Genomic DNA, 18,922 nt, shown 5'->3' on the forward strand with positions numbered 1-18,922 from the left:
CTTGCCTTCCACGTACCGCAAAATGGGCATCCGGTGCGAGGGGTCAGGCGCCCACAGCTCGAGCACGCCACAGCCTGAACAGAACTCAGGGCAAACCCCACGGACGCGCGAAGATCCTCAACGACCGAGAGCTCAGCCCATCGACGCGCACCGTACGGAGACGGTCCAGTTGGCGACAAAACGACATGAGGTGATCCTCCAGTGACGGAGACCTTCATCGCTGCTTTATCGGCGCCGGACGCCCAACAGATCGCCCTCGCTCCATTGGTGTCCCATATGATTGATGAAGACGACCGGACTTTGCCTGAGTTGAGGTCAACGTCGAAAGACGCCCCCGGGAAGAAGCTCCTGATGTGCTGCCCGAGTCCTGGACGTGCCTGCGACAATTTTGAGACCGATGACAGAGCGACTCGCGTCCAGCACCGAGCACCGACAGTATCCGCAACATGCTGAGCCAACCCGTAGGAGGTCGGAGGAAGCATGCTCAGAGCTCTCAGGACAAGCGCTTGCCGCGTAGGTGGCCCCTGGCTCACGACCATCGCCAGATCGTCACGCGCTATCACTTCCCGGGTCATAACCGAGGGGCGTGATGCCTCAGTTCGAGTGCAGACAAGGAGTGAGTCACCACGAACAGACGACACCGATTCAACAGCTTCATCGAGTGACGACACCACCCAGCAGCCCGGCGGTATGGGGTCGCCCACTTCCAAGCCCGAGACTAGAATCACCTGTTCTCTCCTTGCGGGATGTGATTGAAATGGGAATCAATGTGTAGGCCATATGCCCGCTAGTTGCCGGAACAACAAGTTCAGCGTAACCGAACCGTTATCTGAGCGGAGACTGAACGTCTGAGAGGGTCCTCACAATAACTTGCCGGTCAGTATCCAGCACCATCGTCGAGGCGCCCTCCACGATCCATCCATGCGCGCCCTCCACGAGCAGCAGCAGGACGCCGAAGCAGAGTCATGGACAGCAGCACACCGAGACTCACAACTGTCATGTTCTGAAGGAGGGCGGCATCGACATCGAGACCTGCGAAGACGCAGGTGCCGGCAGCCCCGGCGGGGATCAAGGCGGCGTAGGCCACGACGTGAGCCGCCTTGAGTCCGCGGTCGGTCACTCGGTGCAGTCGTCCAAGCAGCAGGATGCCAGCACAGCCGACCACGAGCCCACACACCAGATCGACGACGTAGACCAGGGGGAGGTCCACTGATGACACCAGGTGGATCGAACGGTCAATCAGTGGATGCCACCGAGGCACCGCGATGACGCCGGCCGCCCCAACTACCGTGACAACGACAAGGTTCCCAACACGTAGGGGCAAGCCGTCAGCCATCTGCTTCCACACCTTCCACTCCCAGCGGCCAGACCGTGGGAGTACCAAGGCATTCCCTTGGGAGACACTCTCCATGAGCACACCGCCTTCGGTGGAGGTTACGGACAACCGAGGCAAGGCCCCAGGGGCCAGCGCCCCACGTGCGCCCCTTTGAAGGGCTCCGTGGGACACCCTCGGAGCGACCACGATTTCAACTGACCCTTCGTAAAGTGCCACAATCTTCGTGGTGGTCATATGGGGACAACGCACCATCCCTTCGCCTACCCCCAGCGCACGTCGACGTGACGGTTGGCGGCCTTGCCGGCCTCATTGACACTGCCGTCCGCATTGGTCTCGGAGGCCACAGGCTCGCTCTCCCCCTTGCCGGAGGACTGGACGTTCAGGGACGGGACCTTGGAGGTCAGGTAGTCCGCGACCGCCTTCGCCCGCTGCTCGGAGAGCGTCTGGTTGTGAGCGTCGTCGGCTACGGAATCCGTATGCCCCACCACGGTGACCGTGGCCGGCGGTTTGCCTTTCCAGCGCTTGACGATGATGTCGTCAAGCACCTGCTTGGCGCGGTCGGTCAGGGCGGAGGAGTCGACATCGAAGGTGACGTCACCGGACAGTGAGGCCACCGTGGTCTGCCCATCCGAGGAGTAGGTGACCGCGCTGTCCGAGCTGCTCGATCGAGACACCGGGACAACACGCCGATCCAGGGGCTGAACCTGCCGGGACTCACCCGGACCGCCGCTTTCCTGCGGCTTGAGCGTCGGCATCGGATCCGGCGTAGCGTTCTTCGCCGAAGCCTCCGCCGGAGGGACAGCATGGGGCTCAGCAGGCAACGCGGCAGCCCCGGCCGCGGTCGACCAGGCCAATGCGCTCGCACCGACAATCGCGGCGACGAGCCTCGTGCGATGTTGCAGCCCCGCACCCGTCGTCCATGATGCAAGAAGAGTTCGCCGTTTCATCGTGACACCGCCACGTTAGTGAAGTTTCCGCCATTGGGAATGGTGACGCTGACGGTCTTCGTATCCGCAGGAACGCCGGTGAAGGTCGCCTGGAATGCGATTGTCTGACCGGGCTTGACGAACTCGTTGAGGTCACTGGAGCACAGGCAGCCACCCTGAGAGTCGTAGGAGACTCGATAGATGTTCGAGGAAGACGGCTCAATGAGTGTAAGACCATCGACATTGTTCTTACTTCCCCCCGGTGTCGCTTTTCCACTGGGCTGCGGAATCGAGTCGTCTCCATCCGAGAAGTAATCGGTGACGTACATATCATTGCTCTTGTCATCATTCGTCACGGAGAACATGACGGTGACCGTCGTCCCCGTGGCAGAGACGGAGTTCAGGGAGACAGTTGCGGGCTTGCTGTCAATGCTGGTGGCGTGAGATTCAATGGCAGCACCTTGACCGCCTTTGCCACCACCCCCGGACTGCGCCGACTTCGGCGCTGATGCCGACGTCTGCGTTGTCGCCGACGCATTTGAGCTCTTCGAGCCCGAGACGCCCCCCAGTTCACAGGACGCCAGGGTCGCTGCCAGACCAATGGCGCTCACGGCAGCCAGGATTCGCTTCGAAGCAGTCATCACGATAGGACCTCCAATGCTCTCGATCAGGCCACTACGGCCTGCAGGAATACTGAAACTCTATGCAGCATTCCTCATTCGAGAAATGGGGAGGCTCCCACGGGGAGAAAACGTGTAGGACACGGATACACCCGGGTCCCCATAGGATACCCGGAGTACCCGTGTACTCCCCGTGGAGCGATGGGGAGTACACGGGGAGCTGCCCTTGCTCAGATAATTGCGCCCCACCTATTCTCTTTGAGTATTTCTGTCGACCCCATTAAGGAGTTCCCGTGGTCTCGGTATTCTCCCATTCACGTCGCGTTCCTTCTCCGACGCCGTCTCGTCGGTCGCTCGTGGTCCTCTCGGCCCTGGCGGGGGCGGCGCTTCCCGTGCTGGCTGGCTGTGACCTACCGGTGGTGTCGAAGGGCAAAGGCGGATCCGCCTCATCATCGCGTTCCTCGACCACAGCCGGAGGATCCGCCTCATCCGGCAGCAGTGCCAAGGCAGGCAGTACCGACTGGCAGAAGCTCGACGCCCACATCATGGGCCACAAGGTGAGCGTGGAGGTCTCCCCGGTCATCCGCCAGGATGAGAAGACCTCGATCATCGCTCTGAGGCTGACCCGCGCCAAGGACGACGCCTCCATCGACGCCGTCGCCAACTCCTACAACGGCAACGACAACAAGCTCAGCATCTCGAACTACCTGGGAGTCCCATCAATCTTCCGCCCCGGCACCGGAGCCTCCCTGGTCAAGCTCCTCGACCTGGGCTCCGGGCGCGTATGGAGTGCCATCAATGGCAGCGGCCTGTTCCTCGACCTCGCCCCCGGCGAGAAGATCTCCTCCTTCCTGTCCTTCGGCAAGGTCGACTCCGACACCGTGACCGTCATGGTCCCGATGGCCGGTTTCGTCACCGTCTCAGTCCTAGAAGCGGACGCCGCCAAGAAGGCCGACGTCAACCTGAGCATCGCCCAGACCTCGCTCGACCAGTCCTCCCACGCCGCCCCGGAGCTCGCCGCCCCCGTCACCATTGACCGCTACACGAGAGCCCTGGATGACTCCACCAGCACCCAGGCCGGCGGCAAGAACATCACCGTCACCCTGGCATCAGACGTCACCTTCGCCCCCGACTCAGCCGACCTGGCCTCAGGTGCCGAGGCACAGATCCAGACAGTGGCCGACCAGCTCAAGCAGCACCCCGACGGCGGAACACTCACCATCGTGGGCCACACCGACGACATCCAGGACGACGCCTACAACCAGACCCTCTCCGACAAACGCGCCAACGCCGTCAAGACCCGCCTCGAGCAGCTCACCAGCCTGGACAAGTGGAAGACCAGCGTGTCCGGCAAGGGCGAGAGCCAGCCCAAGGTCAAGGACACCACCGACCAGGCCCGCGCCGCCAACCGACGAGTCGAGATCACCCTGACCCCCACCGGCGGCACCGCGAAGAAGGGAGCGTCCGCCACCCCCAACAACTCCGGCGGCGCCACCCTCCCGGACCCACAGGGCCCCGTCGCCAAGGGCTCCGAGGGCGTCACCCTCACCTCCAAGGGCACCGACACCAGCGGGGAGGTCATCATCACCCTCGACCACGTCACCCGCACCGGCGGATACCTGCTGGGCACCATCACCTGCACCGTCAAAGACGGTTCCACAGGCGCTCCACTGCACGCGCTGCTCGAGGATCCCCAGACACTCCTGGCCAACCAACGCGGCGAGGACGGAGGCGCCCTACCAACCTTCAATGCCAGCGATGGTCTGACACTCATCGCCAGCGGGGAGCGTATCTTCGCCGCCGACTACCGCGACGCCGACGCTGAGCAGCACCTCCCTTTGACCGAGCTCAATGTCTCCGACCATCTCAAGGGCGGCATCGCCTCTGTCTGCGTCGTCTGGCCCGACCCCGGCGGCGACGCCGTCATCCTGGACCACCCCGAGGGCAAGTACTCTCCCAAGGGCACGGCCTTCCGCCTCACCGACATCCCCGTCAAGAACAGCTGAAAGGACCCACAGCAGTGCGTCGTCGCGTATTTCTCTCCGGAACGATCCTGACCGGTGCGGGCTTGCCGCTGCTGGCCGGCTGCAAGCTCCCCTGGCAGTCGAAGCATCAGGCCGGTTCGACCTCGGCGGGCAGGGCGCCTGCGGCGCCGCAGGGATGGCAGCAGCTCGACGGCCACATCGCCGGTCACCACATCATCGTGAACGTCTCCCCAATTATTCGCAAGGATGAAACCACCTCGATTCTGGCCTTGGAGCTAGTTCGAGCATCCGATGACAAAAACCGCACAGAGAACAAGCCAACGTCTTCTACGCCGGAAAACAAGTTCACCATTGTTGACTACTGGAGAAGCCGAGCAAACCTTCAACCAGGGAACGTCGCCTCGGCTGTCAGAATCATGGACTTGCAGACCGGACGCGTATGGAACTCCATCGATGGAAGTAATGCCGACCCCGGGATCGCACCGGGAGAAAAGGCCACCTACTACGTTGCCTTCGGCAAGGTCGACTCCGAGCAAGTGACCGTCTTCGTTCCTATGACCGGGTTCGTGACTGTCTCGGTTCTCGGGGCAGGATCCGCCCAACAGGCAAACATCGACCTGTCTGCAGCTCAAACCGAACTGGATACGCACCCTAATACTACGCTCGCCACCCCGGCACCCATTGAACGATACACGCGCTCTCTGGACGACTCCACCAGTACCCACACGGGCGGCAAGGACATCACCGTCACCCTCGCCAGCGACGTCACCTTCGCCTCCGACTCAGCTGATTTGGCGTCGGGTGCTGAGGCGCAGCTCCAGAGCGTAGCCGGCCAGCTGGGGCAGTACCCCGACGGCGGAACACTCACCATCGTGGGCCACACCGACGACGTCCAGGACGACGCCTACAACCAGACCCTCTCCGAGAAGCGCGCCAACGCCGTCAAAACCAGGCTTGAGCAGATCGCCAGCCTGGACAAGTGGAAGACATCCGCCACCGGCAAAGGCGAGTCCGAGCCCAAGATCAACGACAACAGCGACGAGGCCCGCGCCGCTAACCGACGCGTCGAGATCACCCTGACCCCCACCAACGGCACTACCAAGAAGGGCTCATCCCCCACCCCCAACAGAAGCAATCCCGGCACCCTGCCGGCCTCGGAAGGCCCCAGCGCCAAGGGCTCCGACGGCGTCACTGTGACTGCTAAAAGTGCTAACAGCAACGGCGAGGTCACCATTGTTCTCGACCATGTCACTCGCCAAGGCGGCTACCTTCTGGGCACCTTGACCTGCACCGTCAAGCCCAGTTCTCACAGCGCAAATCTCACCGTGTTACTCACCGACCTGGAGAGCAGATCCGGAAACCAGCGAGACGAGGACACTGGAAGTAACGCAACCTTCATGGCCGCCGACGGGCTGACTCTCATCTCAGGCACCGAACGAGTCTTCCCCGCCGACTACGAGCAGGCCGACATCAAAGCTCATATCCCGCTGACCGAGCTGTATGTCGGTGATGAACTCCTAGGTGGAACTGTCACCACCGTTGGCGTTGTCTGGCCCGACCCCGGCGGCGACACGGTCACGCTCGACCATCCCCAATCGGAGGACAGCTACTCGACCACTGCCTTCCGCCTCACCGACATCCCCGTCAAGAACAGCTGAAAGGACCTACCCAAATGCGTCGCCGTGTGTTTCTGTCCGGTGCGATCCTGACCGGTGTCGGGTTGCCGGTAATGGCCGGGTGCAAGGCCCCCTGGCTGTCGAAGCGTCAGACCGGCCCCACTTCCGCAGCAGCGTCGGCGTCGGCGGGTAGGGCGTCAGGGGCGGCCGTGCCTGGGGCGTCGGGGGCGCCTCAGGGCTGGCAAGAGCTTGATGCTCACGTCATGGGTCACCACCTGGGGATTCAGGTCTCGCCGCTGGTGCGCCGCGACGAGACGACCACCGTGCTGGTCCTGAAGCTGACGCGGGCCAAGGACGACCCCGCGGTCAAGGACATCGCAGACGCCTCCGGTGACAGCAGCAGCAACACCTTCGAGGCATCCATGCCTTTGTCACGCCCCGGTCGCCTGAGGAGATCCGACTGGGGCGCCAACGGGGTGCGTCTGCTGGACCTGCCCACCAAACGGGCGTGGGTAGCCACCGCCAGCGTGGAGAACAAGGTCAAGGACAACTACAACAAGCTGCCGCTCAAACCGGGTGAGTCCACCAGCTGCTTCGTGCTCTTCGGGCCGGTGGACGCCAAGGAGGTCACCGTCTTCGTCCCCCAGGCCGGCTTCGTCACCGTCAACGTCCTCGACAGCAGTGCCGCAGCAGCCTCCGGCATCGACCTTGAGGCCATCGACAAGGCCTTCGACAGCGTCGCCAACCCCAACTACAAGGCAAAGCCCGACCAGGCTCTGGCCGCCCCGGTGCCCATTGAGCGCTACACCCGGGCACTGGATGACTCCACCAGCACCCACACCGGAAGCAAGGACATCACCGTCACCCTCGCCAGTGATGTCACCTTCGCCTCCGACTCAGCCGACCTGGCCCCCGCCGCCGAGACCCAGCTCCAAACCGTCGCCGGCCAGCTGAACCAGTACCCCGACGGCGGGACGCTCACGATCGTGGGGCACACCGACGACGTCCAGGACGACGCCTACAACCAGACCCTCTCCGAGAAGCGCGCCAACGCCGTCAAGACCCGCCTCGAGCAGCTCACCAAGCTCGACACGTGGCAGACCAGCGTGTCCGGCAAGGGCGAGTCCGAGCCCAAGGTCAAGGACACCAGCGACGAGGCCCGGGCCGTCAACCGGCGCGTCGAGATCACCCTGACCCCCACCGGCGGCACCACCACCAAGAACAACACCACCCCCACCCCCAGTAGCAGCGGTAAGCTGCCAGACCCCAAGGGCCCGGTTGCCAAGGGCACCGAAGGCGTCACCGTCAAGCATGACAGTGGCGCCCAGCTCACCATCAGCCTGAACCACGTCACCCGCTCTGGCGGCTACCTCCTCGGACAGCTCCACACCACCCTCAACGCGAAGAAGGACTCCACCCCCAGCGGCCTCGAGATCTGGCTCGGCGACAAAGAGGTTCTCTTCTCCAACTCCCGCAGCGAGGACGGCAGCAGCGAGCCCACCGAGCTCTCCTCCAATGGGTTGACCCTCCTGGCCGGAGGCGAACGCATCTACCCCGCCGACTACCTCGACGCCGGTTTCAAGACCCACGTCCCCCTCACCGAGCTCCAGCTCACTCCCCCTATCAAGGCCGGCACCACCACCGTCTGCGTCGTCTGGCCCGACCCCGGCGGCGACACCATCACCCTCGACCACGCAGCACCCACAAAACACATCGCCGACTTCGCCTTCCGCCTCACCGACATCCCCGTCAAAAACAGCTGAGGCGTATCCGGGCCTACCTCAAGGCGGAGAGGTCGTCCCCGTCCTTGCGAGAGGGAGAGACAAGGACGGGGACAACCAGCTTCTCCACTCCCCTCCCCCATCCGGTGCTCCACCGACGGCTTCACCGTAGCCAGCCTGGCACCCCTCGGACCATGGGCAGATGCCCCCGTGGAGGACTCGGGCGGTCCCCGGGCAGGACCCGGGGACCGCCCGGACAACCCGGAAGGCGAAGAACGGCGTCGGCCGCCTCCCGGATGAGGAGGCGGCCGACGCCGTCGTGAAGAGAAAGGGCCTCAGGCCTTGGTGACATCCATCGGGATGCCGGGGCCCATGGTGGTGGTCATGGTGGCCTTGAGGATGTAGCGGCCCTTCGAGGTCGAGGGCTTGAGGCGCAGGACCTCCTCCAGGGCGGCCTGGAAGTTCTCCGTCAGCTGCTCCTCGGAGAAGGAGGCCTTGCCGATGATGAAGTGGAGGTTGGAGGCGCGGTCCACGCGGAACTCGATACGGCCGCCCTTGATGTCGGAGACGGCCTTGGCCACGTCCATCGTCACGGTGCCGGTGCGGGGGTTGGGCATGAGGCCCCGGGGGCCCAGGACGCGGCCCAGGCGGCCGACCTTGCCCATGAGGTCCGGGGTGGCCACAGCGGCGTCGAAGTCCGTGTAGCCCTTGGCGACCTTCTCGATGAGCTCGTCGCCACCGACCTCGTCCGCGCCGGCGGCGAGGGCCTGCTCGGCACGCTCACCCTGGGCGAAGACGACGACGCGGGCGGTCTTACCGGTACCGTGCGGCAGGGACACGGTGCCGCGGACCATCTGGTCCGCCTTACGGGGGTCGACTCCCAGGCGGAAGACGACATCCACGGTGGCGTCGAACTTGGTGATGGAGGTGGACTTGGCCAGGTGAACGGCCTCGGCCGGGGTGTAGAGGACTCCGGACTGGATCTTCTCAGCCGCGGCGCGGTAGGCCTTGGAGCGCTTGGTCATCTGCTTCTCCTTGCAGTCGTGGTGTTCGGGCCGCGCGAGGCCCTTCCACGGTTTCGTATGGGGGTTGAGTTGAGAGAACCGGCGGACCGGCGAGTGCCTCAGGCCTCGACGGTGATGCCCATGGAGCGGGCGGTGCCGGCGATGATCTTGGCGGCGGCCTCGACGTCGTTGGCGTTGAGGTCGGGCATCTTGGACTCGGCGATCTCACGCACCTGGGCCTGGGTCAGGGAGGCCACCTTCACGGTGTGGGGTGTGGCGGATCCCTTGGGGACGCCCGCGGCCTTCTTGATGAGCTCGGCGGCCGGAGGGGTCTTGGTGATGAAGGTGAAGGAGCGGTCCTCGTAGACGGTGATCTCCACGGGGATGACGTTGCCGCGCTGCGACTCGGTCGCCGCGTTGTACGCCTTGCAGAACTCCATGATATTGACGCCGTGGGCACCCAGGGCGGGGCCGATCGGCGGAGCGGGGTTGGCCTGGCCGGCCTGGATCTGGAGCTTGATCAGCCCGGCGACCTTCTTCTTGGGGGCCATAGGAATGGGTCCTTCTTACTTGTCCGGATGTGCTGCACGCCTGCCGTGCAGCCGTGGGTGCATGCGCACACACAAGCGCTCATCGTAGCCCGCCGCCGGGCCGAGCAGGGCGCCCGGTGCGCGGTATCACAGGACATCGGCCTGTGATTCATGGCTCCCGTGCCGTGGCCGCTCGCGCGGCCCGGGCGGCTGTGGCCCGACGACGCCTGTTCTGCGTCGTCGGGCCACAGCCGATGTCGGGGCCTTTCTTCAGGTCCGCCTCAGATCTTGGCGACCTGGGTGAAGGAGAGCTCGGCCGGGGTGTCACGGCCGAACAGGGAGATGAGCACCTGGAGCTTCTGAGTGTCGGGGTGGATCTCGGAGATCGTGGCCGGGAGGGACTCGAAGGGGCCGTCGGTGACGATGACGGACTCGCCGACCTCGAAGGCGACCTCGAAGACCTGACCACCAGTGGCGATCTGGGTGCCGGAGCCGGACTCGGGGGCAGTGGCCTCCGCCGCGGCGGCCTCCTTGGCGGCGATCTCCTCGGGCGTGGGGCCGAGCTGGGCGACGGCCTCCTCGAAGGTCAGCGGCACCGGGTTGTAGCGGTCCCCCACGAAGCCGGTGACGGCCGGGGTGTCCTTGATGGTGCGCCACACCTTGTCCGAGGTCTCCGGGTCATCGAGGTCCATGCGCACGAACACGTAGCCGGGGATGCGTACCCGGGAGACTTCCTTCTTCTTGTTGCCGTTCTTGATCTCGATGACCGTCTCCATGGGGACGGTGGCGTCGAAGATGTAGTCCTCGACCTCGAAGTTCTCGGCGCGGGCCATAATGTCGGCGGCCACGCGACGCTCGTAGCCGGAGTAGGTGTGCAGCACGTACCACTGCCCCGGCAGGGCCGACATCTGGCGGCGGAACTCGGCCAGCGGGTCGACGACGGGCGCCTCCTCAGCCGGCTCGACCGGCTCAGCGGCGGCGTCGGGCTGCGCCTCGGCCACCTCGGCGGTCTCGGCGACCTCAACCGATTCGACGGCGTCACCGGCGTCGTCGGCCGCGAGCGAGGCGAGGACCTCGAGGTCGTCGGCGGTGGTCTGCGAGGAGACATCCTCAGACATGGTGTACCTGCTTTCCAGTGGCGTGAGACGAGCGGATGCGACGGGCTGCGCGAGCAGCGGCGCCGTCGGGAGTAGACATGGTCGGGAGCGGAACCGAGCACCCCCGATGAGGGCGCGACCGCAGAAACCGGGACGTCAGGCGAAGAGCCACATGACGGCCCGGTTGAAGGCGAAGTCCAGCACCCCGGTGAAGGCCATGATGGCGATGATGAAGACGACCACCACGGTGAAGTAGGTCCACAGCTCGTTCATGGTGGGCCAGACAACCTTGCGCAGCTCGTCAATGACCTGGCGGATGAACAGGGCGATGCGCCCGAAGAAGCCGCGCTTCCTGCCCGACTTGCCTGCCGCGGCGCGTGCGCTCTCGCTCATGAATCTGGGTCCTCAGGGTCGACGGTCAGGTCAGTTCCCGCACAGCGGGGAGAAGACGAAACCGACGGGATCTCCCGACAGATCCGCCGTTCTCAGCAGGGCAGGCGGGACTCGAACCCACAACCGCCGGTTTTGGAGACCGGTGCGCTACCAATTGCGCCACTGCCCTTCAGCGGTGCTCTAGTTTGCCATACGAGCAGGCCTTTGCGGTAACCGCTGGCCGTGGGGTGCGCCACGCCGAGGCCGACCGGAGGAGAATCCGCCTCGCCGCGGCCCCGGAGGCGCCCCAGGTGCCGTCGCTGTGTCATCACCGGCAGATCGGACGTGTTTTAGACATGCGGGCCTCGCAGGTCGTGGGACCATAGTCGGGTGACACCTGCACCCACGCACCGCGTTTCCGCCCGACTGTCCGCCATCGCCCCCTCCGCCACCCTGGCCGTCGACGCCAAGGCCAAGGCCCTCAAGGCCGCCGGCCGCCCCGTCATCGGCTTCGGCGCCGGAGAGCCCGACTTCCCGACCCCCGACTACATCGTTGAGGCCGCCGTCGCCGCCGCGAAGGACCCGGCCAACCACAAGTACTCGCCCGCCAAGGGCCTGCCAGTCCTGCGCGAGGCCATCGCCGCCAAGACGCTGCGCGACTCCGGCTACGAGGTCTCCCCCGACGACATCCTGGTCACCAACGGCGGCAAGCAGGCCGTCTTCCAGGCCTTCGCCGCGATCGTCGACCCCGGTGACGAGGTCCTGCTGCCCGCGCCGTACTGGACCACCTACCCCGAGGCCATCGCCCTGGCCGGGGGCACCACGGTCGAGGTCTTCGCCGGGGCCGACCAGGACTACAAGGTCAGCGTCGACCAGCTCGAGGCCGCCCGCACCGAGCGCACCAAGGTGCTGCTGCTGTGCTCGCCGTCGAACCCGACCGGCTCGGTCTACACGCCCGAGGAACTGACCGCCATCGGCCAGTGGGCCCTGGAGCACGGGGTCTGGGTCATCACCGACGAGATCTACGAGCACCTCCTCTACGACGGCGCCCAGACCGCGCACGTCGTCAAGCTGGTTCCCGAGCTCGCCGAGCAGACGATCGTCCTCAACGGGGTGGCCAAGACCTACGCCATGACCGGATGGCGTGTGGGCTGGATGATCGCCCCCAGCGATGTCATCAAGGCGGCCACGAACTTCCAGTCCCACCTGACCTCCAACGTCGCCAACGTCTCGCAGCGCGCGGCCCTGGCGGCCGTCAGCGGCGACCTGGCCGCCGTCGAGCAGATGCGCACCGCCTTCGACCGGCGCCGGCGCACCATGGTGGAGATGCTCTCGCAGATCGAGGGACTGACCGTGCCCGTGCCCCGCGGCGCCTTCTACGCCTACCCCAGCATCGAGGGGCTCGTCGGGCGCACGCTGCGCGGCACCACGATCGACAGCTCGGCCACGCTGGCCGCGCTCGTCCTTGAGCACGCCGAGGTCGCCATTGTCCCCGGCGAGGCCTTCGGCCCCTCGGGCTTCGTGCGGCTGTCCTACGCACTGGGCGACGACGACCTGGTCGAGGGCGTGGGCCGGGTCCAGAAGCTGCTGGCCGAGGTCGACTAGAAGCGGTCGCCACTCCCCTCGAGCCGGGCACTCCTCGCGGTGCCCGGCTCGAGGCTTCGTACCAATGTGGTTTCAGGCGGGGCCTCCTCGTCCTCGCGGGACTTATCATGCGATTCGTGCCCGCCCACACTCCCGACGATGAACGTCGCGCCGCCGATCCCAGTACCGAGCCTGAGGTGCTGGAGTACCTCGCCAGGGCTTTTCCCGACCTACGGCCGGTTGTCGCCGCCAATCCCGCCATCCCCGCGGTGCTGCGCGAGCAGGTTCTCCAGATGGGCGCGGACGATCTCCCCCACGTGTCACCCGCGTCCCCCACCAGCGCTGCGGCCGCATCGGACACGAACCGTCTGAGGACCGCGGAAACCGCGTGCCTGCCCACGGCATCGACCGCGGACTACAGCAGCATCTCGACGTACGCCGCGATCCCCGTGGAGACAGCTCCTCAGGCGATGATGCTGGGAGCCGCGTCAGCGGCACCAGCGACGGCCTCAGCCCCGGGGACCGCACCGGCACCAGCGACGGCCTCAGCCCCGGGGACCGCACCGGCTCCAGCGACCATGGCACTGCCCGCAGCGCCGCCCGCATCCGGCACTGCCCCAGCAGCCTCGGCGGCACCGGCACCGTCCCTCGACCGTCCTGCGCCTCGTTCCGGCTCTCCTGTCAGGCTGATGACCGCACTGGTTGTCGCTCTGATCCTGGTAGTCGCTGCGGCCGGAGTCCTCGGCGGCATGCTGCTGGCGAACCGTGGACGACAGTCCGATACGACATCCGCCTCGTCCGCCACTGCGGCCCCCTCCTCAAGCGCGGGTACTGCTGCAGAGCAGGCCGTACCTCCCACCGCCGGACCGATACTCCCCAGCGGCCCCGCCCTTCCCACGTCCACAACGACGTACTCCTACCAGTACGTGGAAGCCCCTTCGAAGAACATCTCCTGCGTCCTCTCCAACGAGGGAGTCGGTTGCTCGATCCTGGAGCGGGACTACGCCTCCTCCGGGATGCAGGACTGCTCCGACCGGGAGTTCTCCATCGTGGTGCTCGCCAACCGAACCGAGGTCCGCTGCGGAGAGGAGTACCTGGGAAAGCCGGGGGACACCTTCCACACACTCCAGTACGAGCAGACCACGACCTTCTCCGACTACGCGTGCACCTCGCAGACCAGGGGGATGACCTGCTGGAACACAACCACCGGACGAGGATTCACCATCTCCAGGAAGTCACTCATCCGCTTCTGACGGCCTCGAGCCGGGCACCCGACGGGGCTGTCAGTGGGCCCCGCGGCGGGCCTGGATCTCACGGCCTTGAGCCAACCAGGTCTCGGCCCGGGCCAGGCGCCCCTCGGCGTCGGGGCGCCACGGACCGCCGTCCTCGCGGCGAGCACCGGCCACCAGGGACAGGACCACGCCGGCGCAGCGAGCACGCAGGGAGACCGGGTCCACCTGCCGCTCGGCCATACGGGTCCAGGTCTCCAGGATGGGGCGCAGCTTCGGGTAGGAGGCGGGTGCCAGATGGTCCAGCACGCTGACGTGCCCCAACAGACAGGCCAGGTCATCAACCCGGTAACCGGGCCCCAGGGAGTCCACGTCGAGCAGGCTGGTGACGGCCTCGCCCTCCATGAGGACATTGGCCTCATAGAAGTCGCCGTGGACCGGGACCGGCCGGCCTGCGTCGGAGGCGGCCATGAGCTGCTCGACACCCTCGGCCACGGCCCGGGCGCGGGCGGCGTGCTCGGGCAGGACCGTGGCGGCTGCATGCGCGTAGTGTCGGGCCCGCTCCGACCATGCGGCGTGTGCCGGCAGCTGCATGGCACTGGCCGGCAGGGCGTCCAGCAATGAGATGAGACCGTTGAAGACACGTTCGCTGCGCGAGACGCTCATGCCCTGGGACAGCAGACCGGACAGGGCCACCCCTCGACCGGTGGACAGCAGGACGAGCCCATCGGGGTCCTCTCGCAGAACCTCGGGCGCGGGCACGCCTGAGGTGGTCAGCAGGCGGTGCCGCTGAGCGAAGGACGGAGCCTGGCTCGGGCGCAGGACCTTGGCGTAGGCGGTGGTCTCATCCGGGAAGGTGGCGCGCACGACCGCTCGACGCGTGGGCCGGTAGGCCACCATCGTGGCCTTGACCTGCGTGCCGATTCGGGCTGAGAGCAGCGAGGGCGTGCAGGCCACTACCAGACCGGGCAGCTCGGGATCGGCCGGGTGGCGCCACACGTGGACCGCGGGACCGTCCCCACCGGTGGGGGCCACCCGGGTCAGTCCCGGCGCATGCGGGTTGGACAGGCGAGCCGTCGTTGCGCACAGGTACTCGGTGGTGGAACGCCCGTTGGGCGCGACGACAACAGCCGTGTACCCCACGGACACACCCGCTCCGGGCCGGTGGTGGACTGAGTGGACCTCCCAGCTGGCCAGACGCTGGCCGGCCGGGGCGAGGGCGGCGGAGAGCACGGACGCGGCGCGCGGCCCCGTCAGCAGGGCCACCTCCTCGGGCTCCTGGGACGCCGACGAGTGGTTCATGGCAGTTAGTGTGCCCCACCCACCTGGTGGTTCGCCTCTAAAACGGCCCCTGGTGTTCGGCAACAGCGGAAGCGGCGGTCACCTCCCGCGCCAGGAGACGAACGACAGGGGCGCCGAAGGCGGGTTCCGCACACGAGCACCGATCTGTCACTCCGGTCGGTTTTTAGATCGAGTCGAGAGGGCTCACCGGACTCCTATCCCCTGTCTGCGCAGGTCCGCGCCTTTCCCTCACGCCACAGACTGTCGACGCCACTTGGAGAAGTCGCCAATCGTGACACCTTGGCGCCTCCCCGCCTCGCGCAGGAGGGCTGCCGGTGGGATGCGAACGCGTGGAAGAATCCACCCATGCGAGACCTCGCCACCCTTCCCAAGGCGCACCTGCACCTGCACTTCACGGGGTCGATGCGCCTGGAGACCCTCATCGAGCTGGCCTCCTCCGCGCGCACGCGCCTGCCGTCGAACTTCCTGGACGGCGACCCTCTGCGCGTACCCGCCGACCGACGCGGATGGTTCCGCTTCCAACGCGCCTACGACACGGCCCGGGCCCTGGTTCGCACTGAGGAGGTCATGCGCCGCATCGTCCTGGAGGCCGCTCTGGACGACGCCGCCGAGGGCTCACGCCGCCTGGAGATCCAGGTCGACCCGACCAGCTACGCCCCCTTCGTCGGTGGGATCACCCCCGCCCTGGAGATCATCCTCGACGCCGCCAAGCAGGCCACGACCCTGAGTGGAGTGGAGGTGGCGGTCATCGTTGCGGCCTCCCGGATGCGTCACCCGTTGGACGCCCGCACGCTCGCGCGCCTGGCGGTGCGCTACGCCGGGGACCAGCCGGGCGAGGTGATCGGCTTCGGCCTGTCCAACGATGAGCGCGCCGGGCAGACCTCCTCCTGGGAGCGGGCCTTCGCCATCGCCCGCCGGGGCGGCCTGGCCTCCATGCCGCACGGAGGGGAGCTCTTAGGGCCCGATCACCTGCGCGAGGTCGTCTCCGCACTCGGCCCCACACGCCTGGGCCACGGGGTACGCGCCGGCGAGGATCCGGCACTGTTGGACGCGATCGTCGCCTCCGGTATCAGCCTCGAGGTCTGCCCCGCCTCCAACGTGAGCCTGGGCGTCTATCACAGCCCGGACGACGTCCCCCTGCGCACGCTCATGAGTCATGGGGCGCAGATCGCCCTGAGCGCCGATGACCCTCTGCTCTTCCAGTCCCGGCTCGTCGACCAGTACGAGATCGCCCGGGCCCTGGGCTGCGACGACGCCGAGCTGGCTGAGCTGGCCCGCGGGTCGATCCGCGCCTGCCTGGCCTCACCAACGGCTAAGCGGGCATGGCTGGCCGAGGTGGACGCCTGGCTGGCATCACCCGGTCAGGGGGCCGGAAACGGAAAGCTCTAGAAGCCGACCTGAACGGGCTCAGGCACGAGGGTGACCCCGTAGCGCTCGCGCACCCCGGCCACGACCGCGTCGCGCAGGCGAGCCAGGTCGGTCCCGGTCGCGCCGCCACGGTTGGTCAGTGCCAGAACGTGCTTGGTGGACAGCCCGGCCGGTGCTCCGGCCTCCACGGCGAATCCCTTGGTGAAGCCCGCGTGGTCGATGAGCCAGGCGGCGCTGGTCTTGACCAGGCCCTCGATGACGGGGGCCTCCTTGGTACCGAGCACCACCTGCGAGTGATCGGTGACTGGGAAGCGGGGCGCGTCCTCGGGCAGGTGCTCGGCCTCGGCCGTGGTCAGGATCGGGTTGGTGAAGAAGGAGCCGGCCGACCAGGTGTCGTGGTCGGCGCCGTCCAGCACCATCCCCTTGGAGCGGCGCAGCTCGAGAACCGCCTCGCGCAGCTCGCGCTCGGGCACTCGGTCGCCCAGTTCGACACCGAGCGTCCCGGCCAGCTGGGAGTAGGCGATCCGGGAGGACAGGGACCCCTGCCGCACGGCGAAGGTGGCGTCGAGAACCACCCAGCGTCCGGTCGGCCCCCACAGGCGCCCGCCGCCCGCCTCGGTGTCGGTGAGGGACTGCTTGAGACGCGAGTCCCGGTAGCCCAGTCCCAGCTCACCCAGGGCCAGCCAGACAACCCGGTTGCGCAGGCGGTCCCAGGCGCGCACGCTGGCGATGAGCTCGGCGACCTCGGCGCCGTAGGCCCCGATGTTCTGCACGGGGGCGGCGCCCACCGTGCCGGGGATCCCGGACAGGGGCGCGAACCCGGCCCACTGGCTGGCGATGGCCTCGCGCACCAGGTCGTCCCAGGTGGTGCCGGCAGTGGCGGTGACCTCGACGCCGCCGCACACCGAGTCCGAGACGAGTGAGACCTCAGCGCGGGCATCACGGATGACGAGCCCGTCGAAGCCGGCATCGGAGGCCATGATGTTGGAGCCGCCGCCGATGACGAGGACGGGCGTCCCTGCGGCGTCGGCCTCGCGGATCGCCTCGGTCAGCTCGCTCTGAGTGGTGGCCTCGACGTAGGTGCCCACCGGCCCGCCCACGCGAAGCGTGGTCAGCTCGGCCAGGCTGGTCGGCCGGACGCCGGAGCCGGGCGTGTGCGCCAGGGCCTGGACGGGTGCGGGCCAGGCGGATGAGTCGACGTCGACGCTCAACGGGACGGTGCAGTCGCCTTCCACCAGCTGCGGCTCGGTCGACGGGTCAGCGGGGGCGCGGTCATCTGGGGTGGTGGTCAACGAAGGTCTCCGCTCTTCCTGGTCGGTTCCTCGTGAGACAAGCAGGGCCCCGCTCACACCAGCAGTGTGCACGGAGCCCCGAGACGCGGACGGGCCGCTCGTCTCACTTCTTGTTGCGACGCTGGTGACGCGTCTTGCGAAGCAGCTTGCGGTGCTTCTTCTTGGCCATGCGCTTGCGGCGCTTCTTGATGACGGATCCCATGAGATCTCCTCGCAGTTCGCTTCGTAGTGCCCGCAGACCCTCCCTGCGGGCCGAGGCAGGCCGGCGAGGGTTATGCCATGGGGCGGTTGGTCGGCGCGTGAGGCTCAGCGGCCGACCACGCAGGTGACCGCCTGAGTGTAGCGGCTCCTAGGACCCTGATGCCTCTGACGCGTCGTGGCCCCAGTCACCCAGCCCCGCGGACAGGTAGTCGTGAACGGCGCGCTCGGGTACGCGGAAGGAGCGCCCGACCTGCATCGCGGGCAGGTCGCCGGAGTGCACCATCCGGTAGACGGTCATCTTGGACACGCGCAGCATTGCCGCCACCTCAGCCACGGTGAGGAACGAGGGGGCGCCGGCGGCGCTGGGGGATGTGGGAAGGCCCGGTGCCATGAGCTTGAGGTCCGTTCGTCGCGGGTGGCCCCATCGGGGCAGGAACAACGCCAATATATCTCCGCACCAGCCTTCGCACAGGATTTCTCGGGCACCATTCACCACAGGCGTCGCATCTCACACTCGGGCACCAACTGTCGCTGCCGCATCCTCTGCGATCCGCCCGACGCCCTCGGTCCCCACCGCTGCCCGCATCGAGCCGCGGGCGCCGACTCCACCGAACACACCCGGCCCATGACGCCGGGAAACGTGACGAAGTCATGCCAGCAGGACCACAATGGCGACCGTGCCCCAGACAGACACCGCACAGGAGCCGGAGCCCGACCGCGGCTCCCGAGGCGAGGCGCC

The 18,922-nt window shown here is 66.9% G+C and carries 17 protein-coding genes and 1 tRNA gene; 6 read left to right on the forward strand and 12 right to left on the reverse strand.

The features are described 5' to 3' along the window. Positions 1 to 877: 877 nt before the first annotated feature. The 3 genes from RIV12_RS08970 to RIV12_RS08980 all read right to left on the reverse strand — a co-directional run bounded on the left by RIV12_RS08970 (position 878) and on the right by RIV12_RS08980 (position 2,903). Complete coding sequence (locus RIV12_RS08970) at positions 878 to 1,219, reverse strand: hypothetical protein (RefSeq protein ID WP_309323276.1); 342 nt, start codon at positions 1,217 to 1,219, stop codon at positions 878 to 880. 377 nt (positions 1,220 to 1,596) lie between these two features. Then, positions 1,597 to 2,091, reverse strand: a complete 495-nt coding sequence (locus RIV12_RS08975) for an OmpA family protein (protein ID WP_309323278.1) — start codon at positions 2,089 to 2,091, stop codon at positions 1,597 to 1,599. Between the two features lie 188 nt (positions 2,092 to 2,279). Next, positions 2,280 to 2,903, reverse strand: a complete 624-nt coding sequence (locus RIV12_RS08980; RefSeq protein WP_309323280.1) for a hypothetical protein — start codon at positions 2,901 to 2,903, stop codon at positions 2,280 to 2,282. A gap of 335 nt (positions 2,904 to 3,238) precedes the next feature. Between RIV12_RS08980 and RIV12_RS08985 the strand changes: the two genes are divergently transcribed. From RIV12_RS08985 to RIV12_RS08995, 3 genes are all read left to right on the forward strand, one after another. Further along, positions 3,239 to 4,888, forward strand: coding sequence for an OmpA family protein (locus RIV12_RS08985; protein WP_309323291.1), 1,650 nt, complete (start codon positions 3,239 to 3,241; stop codon positions 4,886 to 4,888). Positions 4,889 to 4,902: 14 nt separating this feature from the next. Further along, positions 4,903 to 6,525, forward strand: a complete 1,623-nt coding sequence (locus RIV12_RS08990; RefSeq protein ID WP_309323282.1) for an OmpA family protein — start codon at positions 4,903 to 4,905, stop codon at positions 6,523 to 6,525. 221 nt (positions 6,526 to 6,746) lie between these two features. Further along, a complete protein-coding gene (locus RIV12_RS08995) occupies positions 6,747 to 8,246 on the forward strand; it encodes an OmpA family protein (protein ID WP_309323283.1) in 1,500 nt (499 codons plus the stop codon). A gap of 293 nt (positions 8,247 to 8,539) precedes the next feature. On the opposite strand, the gene rplA is transcribed toward RIV12_RS08995, so the two are convergent. From rplA to RIV12_RS09020, 5 genes are all read right to left on the reverse strand, one after another. Continuing rightward, the gene (gene rplA / locus RIV12_RS09000) at positions 8,540 to 9,229 is read right to left on the reverse strand and encodes a 50S ribosomal protein L1 (RefSeq protein WP_075250043.1); all 690 of its coding nucleotides are present in this window, start codon (positions 9,227 to 9,229) and stop codon (positions 8,540 to 8,542) included. Between the two features lie 98 nt (positions 9,230 to 9,327). Then, the gene (gene rplK / locus RIV12_RS09005; protein WP_009233246.1) at positions 9,328 to 9,759 is read right to left on the reverse strand and encodes a 50S ribosomal protein L11; all 432 of its coding nucleotides are present in this window, start codon (positions 9,757 to 9,759) and stop codon (positions 9,328 to 9,330) included. Between the two features lie 260 nt (positions 9,760 to 10,019). After that, the gene (nusG, locus tag RIV12_RS09010; RefSeq protein WP_309323285.1) at positions 10,020 to 10,856 is read right to left on the reverse strand and encodes a transcription termination/antitermination protein NusG; all 837 of its coding nucleotides are present in this window, start codon (positions 10,854 to 10,856) and stop codon (positions 10,020 to 10,022) included. Positions 10,857 to 10,991: 135 nt separating this feature from the next. Continuing rightward, positions 10,992 to 11,228: a preprotein translocase subunit SecE gene (gene secE, locus RIV12_RS09015; RefSeq protein ID WP_075417377.1), complete on the reverse strand. Its 237-nt coding sequence runs from the start codon at positions 11,226 to 11,228 to the stop codon at positions 10,992 to 10,994. A gap of 96 nt (positions 11,229 to 11,324) precedes the next feature. Further along, positions 11,325 to 11,397, reverse strand: a tRNA-Trp gene (locus tag RIV12_RS09020). A 200-nt stretch (positions 11,398 to 11,597) separates the two neighbouring features. Here RIV12_RS09020 and RIV12_RS09025 point away from each other — a divergent pair. Both RIV12_RS09025 and RIV12_RS09030 read left to right on the forward strand, forming a co-directional pair. After that, complete coding sequence (locus RIV12_RS09025; protein WP_075417378.1) at positions 11,598 to 12,812, forward strand: pyridoxal phosphate-dependent aminotransferase; 1,215 nt, start codon at positions 11,598 to 11,600, stop codon at positions 12,810 to 12,812. Between the two features lie 107 nt (positions 12,813 to 12,919). Then, entirely contained in the window at positions 12,920 to 14,044 is a 1,125-nt protein-coding gene (locus tag RIV12_RS09030; protein ID WP_309323287.1) for a variant leucine-rich repeat-containing protein, read from the forward strand. A 30-nt stretch (positions 14,045 to 14,074) separates the two neighbouring features. Here RIV12_RS09030 and RIV12_RS09035 read toward each other — a convergent pair whose 3' ends face one another. Then, positions 14,075 to 15,322, reverse strand: a complete 1,248-nt coding sequence (locus RIV12_RS09035) for a phosphotransferase (RefSeq protein WP_309323289.1) — start codon at positions 15,320 to 15,322, stop codon at positions 14,075 to 14,077. Between the two features lie 345 nt (positions 15,323 to 15,667). On the opposite strand from RIV12_RS09035, the gene RIV12_RS09040 reads away from it, so the two are divergent. After that, the gene (locus RIV12_RS09040; RefSeq protein ID WP_075417379.1) at positions 15,668 to 16,711 is read left to right on the forward strand and encodes an adenosine deaminase; all 1,044 of its coding nucleotides are present in this window, start codon (positions 15,668 to 15,670) and stop codon (positions 16,709 to 16,711) included. Here the strand turns inward: RIV12_RS09040 and RIV12_RS09045 are convergent. The 3 genes from RIV12_RS09045 to RIV12_RS09055 form a co-directional block, all read right to left on the reverse strand. Continuing rightward, positions 16,708 to 17,982 carry a UDP-N-acetylmuramate dehydrogenase gene (locus RIV12_RS09045; protein WP_075417380.1) on the reverse strand — a complete coding sequence of 425 codons (1,275 nt, stop codon included), beginning with the start codon at positions 17,980 to 17,982 and terminating at the stop codon, positions 16,708 to 16,710. The genes RIV12_RS09040 and RIV12_RS09045 overlap by 4 nt on opposite strands. A 103-nt stretch (positions 17,983 to 18,085) precedes the next feature. After that, entirely contained in the window at positions 18,086 to 18,184 is a 99-nt protein-coding gene (locus RIV12_RS09050) for a 30S ribosomal protein bS22 (protein WP_003792170.1), read from the reverse strand. A gap of 147 nt (positions 18,185 to 18,331) precedes the next feature. Then, the gene (locus tag RIV12_RS09055) at positions 18,332 to 18,574 is read right to left on the reverse strand and encodes a helix-turn-helix domain-containing protein (protein WP_075417381.1); all 243 of its coding nucleotides are present in this window, start codon (positions 18,572 to 18,574) and stop codon (positions 18,332 to 18,334) included. Positions 18,575 to 18,922: the final 348 nt, after the last annotated feature.

The organism is Actinomyces stomatis (assembly GCF_031292835.1).
Taxonomy (GTDB): domain Bacteria; phylum Actinomycetota; class Actinomycetes; order Actinomycetales; family Actinomycetaceae; genus Actinomyces; species Actinomyces stomatis.

What these genes read in the sequence shown, in the direction of transcription:
- RIV12_RS08975 (WP_309323278.1), bottom strand. Translation starts at nt 2,091, where the DNA reads ATGCCGACGCTCAAGCCGCAGGAAAGCGGCGGTCCGGGTGAGTCCCGG.
- RIV12_RS08980 (WP_309323280.1), bottom strand. Translation starts at nt 2,903, where the DNA reads ATGACTGCTTCGAAGCGAATCCTGGCTGCCGTGAGCGCCATTGGTCTG.
- RIV12_RS08995 (WP_309323283.1), top strand. Translation starts at nt 6,747, where the DNA reads ATGGGTCACCACCTGGGGATTCAGGTCTCGCCGCTGGTGCGCCGCGAC.
- rplA (WP_075250043.1), bottom strand. Translation starts at nt 9,229, where the DNA reads ATGACCAAGCGCTCCAAGGCCTACCGCGCCGCGGCTGAGAAGATCCAG.
- rplK (WP_009233246.1), bottom strand. Translation starts at nt 9,759, where the DNA reads ATGGCCCCCAAGAAGAAGGTCGCCGGGCTGATCAAGCTCCAGATCCAG.
- nusG (WP_309323285.1), bottom strand. Translation starts at nt 10,856, where the DNA reads ATGTCTGAGGATGTCTCCTCGCAGACCACCGCCGACGACCTCGAGGTC.
- secE (WP_075417377.1), bottom strand. Translation starts at nt 11,228, where the DNA reads ATGAGCGAGAGCGCACGCGCCGCGGCAGGCAAGTCGGGCAGGAAGCGC.
- RIV12_RS09030 (WP_309323287.1), top strand. Translation starts at nt 12,920, where the DNA reads ATGCGATTCGTGCCCGCCCACACTCCCGACGATGAACGTCGCGCCGCC.
- RIV12_RS09035 (WP_309323289.1), bottom strand. Translation starts at nt 15,322, where the DNA reads ATGAACCACTCGTCGGCGTCCCAGGAGCCCGAGGAGGTGGCCCTGCTG.
- RIV12_RS09040 (WP_075417379.1), top strand. Translation starts at nt 15,668, where the DNA reads ATGCGAGACCTCGCCACCCTTCCCAAGGCGCACCTGCACCTGCACTTC.
- RIV12_RS09050 (WP_003792170.1), bottom strand. Translation starts at nt 18,184, where the DNA reads ATGGGATCCGTCATCAAGAAGCGCCGCAAGCGCATGGCCAAGAAGAAG.
- RIV12_RS09055 (WP_075417381.1), bottom strand. Translation starts at nt 18,574, where the DNA reads ATGGCACCGGGCCTTCCCACATCCCCCAGCGCCGCCGGCGCCCCCTCG.